Below are 3,853 nucleotides of genomic sequence, written 5' to 3' on the forward strand. Positions count from 1 at the left end.
CTTCGCGCGGCTCGGCCTCGATGGTGATGGCCTGGGCCGGGCAGATCGCCTCGCAGAGCTTGCAGGCGATGCAGCGTTCCTCGCCGTTCGGATAGCGGCGCAGCGCGTGCTCGCCGCGGAAGCGCGGGCTCTGCGGGTTGCGCTCGTGCGGATAGAGCACGGTGGCCTTGGGGCTGATCATGTACTTCAGGCCAAGCCCAAGCGCACCCGCGAAATCCATCAGGGCCGCGCCCTTCATCGCCTGTCCGATACGCTGGAACATGGTCACTTCCCCTTGCAGGCGTAGTCTTGGATGTACTGGGCGTCGCCGCCGTCCTTGAGGACCAGCGTGCCGCCATGGGCCTTGCAATCGTTGCTGGCCCGGGCGAGCGCGTCGTAGTCGGCCGTTCCGCCATCGTTGGCGGTGGTCTCGCAGGCCGTAAGGCCGAGGGCCAGGATCAGGGCGATGACGACTTTCATCCGATCACCGGGGCGTAGACGCGCCAGCCGGCGACCAGGGCCACGGCCACCAGCGAGGTCGGCAGGAACACCTTCCAGCCCAGCCGCATCAGCTGGTCGTAGCGGTAGCGCGGCACCACGGCGCGGACCATGGCGTTCATGAAGAAGACGAACAGCGACTTCAGATAGAGCCACATGAAGCCGAACAGGCTGACCAGGGTCGGCGCCCAGTGGGCGGTGAGCGTCGCGGTCGGGAACGGGGCCTGCCAGCCGCCCAGGAACAGCACCGCCATCAGGCCGCTCATCAGCAGGATGTTGGACATCTCGGACAGATAGAACAGCAGATAGGGCGTCGAACCGTATTCGATGGCGTAGCCGGCCACGAGTTCGCTTTCGGCCTCGGGCAGGTCGAACGGCGGGCGGTTGGTTTCGGCCAGGCCCGAGATGAAGAAGATCACGCCCATGGGAATCATCACCAGGGCCAGCGGCAGGTTGTGCAGCCCCGCGCCGCCCAGGATGTTCCAGTTCCAGAAGCCGCCGGCCTGCTTCTCGACGATGGTCGTCAGGTTCAGGCTGCTCGACAGCAGGATCACGGTGATGATTACGAAGCCGATGGAGACTTCATAGCTGACCATCTGCGCCGCCGAGCGAAGGGCGCCCAGGAACGGGTATTTCGAGTTGGACGCCCAGCCGCCCATGATGATCCCGTAGACGCCAAGCGAGCTCACCGCGAACAGGTAGAGGATCCCCACATTGATGTTGGAGACCACCCAGCCGGGCGCGAGCGGCATGGCCGCCCAGGAGCCCAGCGCCAGGGTGACGCTGATCATCGGGGCCAGCAGGAAGACGAACTTGTCGGCGCCCGCTGGGATCACCAGCTCCTTGATCAGGAATTTGCCGAGGTCGGCGAAGGACTGCAGCAGGCCGAAGGGGCCCACCACGTTCGGCCCCCTGCGCATCTGAACGGCCGCGAAAATCTTGCGGTCGCCGTAGATCAGGAAGATCGCCAGGGTCAGCAGCAGGACCACGGTCACCAGCAGGATCTGGCCCACGGTGAGCGCGAACCAGATCACCGGGCTGTCCGATTGAATGACGGCGTGGACAGGCATGCTCACTCCGCCGCGATCTTGGCGGCGCCCGAAGCCTGGGCGGCGCATTCGGCCATGGTCACGCTGGCGCGTGCGACGGGATTGGTCAGGTAGAAGGCGGTGACAGCGCTGACGAACGGCGTGTCGGCGAGGTCGCCCTTGCCGCCCAGCGCCCCCAGGTCCAAGCCCGCGGCGGCCGCGGGGCCGTCCACATGGTCGATGCGGCCGAAGGTCGGATGGTCGGCGAAGAGCTTCGCACGGAGCTGGTCGAGGCTGTCGTAGGGCAGCTTGGCGCCCAGCCGTTCGGAGAGCGCCCGCAGGATCGCCCAGTCCTCCTTGGCCTCACCCTTGGGGAACACGGCGCGGACGCCCTGCTGCACCCGGCCCTCGGTGTTGACGTAGAAGCCGTTTTTCTCGGTGTAGGCTGCGCCGGGCAGGATCACGTCGGCCTTGTGCGCGCCGCGGTCGCCGTGCGTGCCGAGATAGACCGCGAAGGCGCTGGACGCCGAGGTGTCGATCTCGTCGGCGCCCAGCAGGAAGAGCAGGTCCGCCCCGCCCTTCGCCACCAACTGGCCCGCCGTCCTGCCGCCCTCGCCGGGCGTGAACCCGAGGTCGAGGCCGCCGACCCGGGAAGCGGCGCTATGCAGCACGTTCCAGGTCATGCCGAAGGCCTTGGCCGTTGCGCCCGCGGCCTTGAGCACGGCTGCGCCATCGGCGCGGGCAAGCGCCCCTGCCCCGACGACGATCGCGGGCGCCTTGGCGGCCTTGAGCGCGTCCACGAAGCCGTTCTTCAGCTTGGCGAGGCCGCCGAGCGTCTTCGGCCCGGAGCCCAGGTAGTCGTAGCTGTAGGTCAGGTCGGCCTGCTCGCCGATCACGCCCACTCGCAGGGCGCCGGCCAGCCAGCGCTTGCGCAGGCGCGCGTTCAGCACCGGGGCCTCGAGCCGCGGATTGACCCCGACCAGCAGGACGACGTCGGCGTCCTCGATCCCGTGGATCGTCGAGTTGAAGAGCCAGCTCTGCCGCGGGCCGGCGCCCAGCGCCATGCCGTCCTGGCGGCAGTCGGTCGACTGCACGCCCATCCCCCGGAAGAGGTCGAGCGCGGCCTTCATGGACTCCGCGTCCTGCAGGTCGCCGGCGATCACCCCGATGCGGTCGGAAGCCGTGGCCTTCAGCTTGGCGGCCACCACGTCCAGGGCCTCGCTCCAGGTCGCGCCGCGCAGCCGGCCGCCCTCGCGGATATAGGGCCGGTCGAGCCGCTGGCGGGCCAGGCCGTCGACGGCGTAGCGGGTCTTGTCGGAAATCCACTCCTCGTTGATGTCCTCGTTGACCCGCGGCAGGACGCGCAGCACGGCGGAACCGCGGGCATCCACCCGGATCGCCGAGCCCAGCGCATCCATCACATCGACGCTCTCGGTCTTCTTCAGCTCCCAGGGCCGGGCGTTGAAGGCGTAGGGCTTGGAGGTCAGCGCGCCCACCGGGCAGAGGTCGATGATGTTGGCCGACAGTTCGGACGTCACGGCCTTATCGAGATAGGTCGTGATTTCAACGTCTTCGCCGCGAGAGATGAGACCGATCTCAGGAACGCCGGCGACCTCGGTGATGAACCGGACGCAGCGGGTGCACTGGATGCAGCGGGTCATGATCGTCTTGATCAACGGCCCCATGAACTTCTCTTCGACGGCGCGCTTGTTGTCGGCGTAGCGGCTGTCGTCGCGGCCATAACCCATGGCCTGGTCCTGCAGGTCGCACTCCCCGCCCTGGTCGCAGATCGGGCAATCCAGCGGGTGGTTGATCAGCAGGAATTCCATCACCCCGTGCCGGGCCTTCTTGACCATCGGCGTGTCGGTGAAGATCTCCATGTTCTCGGCGGCCGGCAGGGCGCAGGAGGCCTGCGGCTTCGGCGGACCGGGCTTCACCTCGACCAGGCACATGCGGCAGTTGCCGGCGATGGATAGCCGCTCGTGGTAGCAGAAGCGCGGGATCTCCTTGCCCGCCAGCTCCGCCACCTGAAGGACATTCATCCCAGGCTCGAACTCGACCTCGACGCCGTCGACCTTGCAAATCGGCATGGGCTTACTCCGCCGCCTGCAGTGAGTGGCCCTGCACGTGGGGCTTGCCGGCGCGGTACTGGGTGATCCGGTCTTCCACCTCGTGGCGGAAGTGGCGGAACAGGCCCTGGATCGGCCAGGCGGCCGCATCGCCCAGGCCGCAGATGGTGTGGCCCTCGACCTGGCTGGCCACGTCGAGCAAGAGGTCGATCTCCGACATCTCCGCCTCGCCGGTGACCATCCGCTCCATCACCCGCCACATCCAGCCGGTGCCCTCGC

The 3,853-nt window shown here is 67.8% G+C and carries 5 protein-coding genes; all 5 read right to left on the reverse strand.

Annotation, left to right across the window (positions count from 1 at the left end):
- A partial coding sequence (locus tag ACESMY_RS23520) for an NADH-quinone oxidoreductase subunit I (RefSeq protein WP_372787070.1) occupies nt 1-262 on the reverse strand: 262 nt, incomplete at its 3' end.
- A 2-nt stretch (nt 263-264) separates the two neighbouring features.
- Nucleotides 265-459, reverse strand: a complete 195-nt coding sequence (locus tag ACESMY_RS23525) for a hypothetical protein (protein WP_372787071.1) — start codon at nt 457-459, stop codon at nt 265-267.
- Complete coding sequence (gene nuoH / locus ACESMY_RS23530) at nt 456-1,547, reverse strand: NADH-quinone oxidoreductase subunit NuoH (protein ID WP_372787072.1); 1,092 nt, start codon at nt 1,545-1,547, stop codon at nt 456-458. Before nuoH ends, ACESMY_RS23525 begins: the two co-directional genes overlap by 4 nt.
- 2 nt (nt 1,548-1,549) lie before the next feature.
- Nucleotides 1,550-3,595 (reverse strand): NADH-quinone oxidoreductase subunit NuoG, encoded by a 2,046-nt coding sequence (gene nuoG, locus ACESMY_RS23535; RefSeq protein WP_372787073.1) that lies wholly within the window; start codon nt 3,593-3,595, stop codon nt 1,550-1,552.
- Between the two features lie 4 nt (nt 3,596-3,599).
- A partial coding sequence (locus ACESMY_RS23540; protein WP_372787074.1) for an NADH-ubiquinone oxidoreductase-F iron-sulfur binding region domain-containing protein occupies nt 3,600-3,853 on the reverse strand: 254 nt, incomplete at its 5' end.

This window comes from Phenylobacterium sp., assembly GCF_041691455.1.
In the GTDB taxonomy this organism is placed as follows: domain Bacteria; phylum Pseudomonadota; class Alphaproteobacteria; order Caulobacterales; family Caulobacteraceae; genus Phenylobacterium.

Coding starts and splice junctions, on each gene's coding strand:
- ACESMY_RS23525 (WP_372787071.1), bottom strand. CDS start 459: ATGAAAGTCGTCATCGCCCTGATCCTGGCCCTCGGCCTTACGGCCTGC.
- nuoH (WP_372787072.1), bottom strand. CDS start 1,547: ATGCCTGTCCACGCCGTCATTCAATCGGACAGCCCGGTGATCTGGTTC.
- nuoG (WP_372787073.1), bottom strand. CDS start 3,595: ATGCCGATTTGCAAGGTCGACGGCGTCGAGGTCGAGTTCGAGCCTGGG.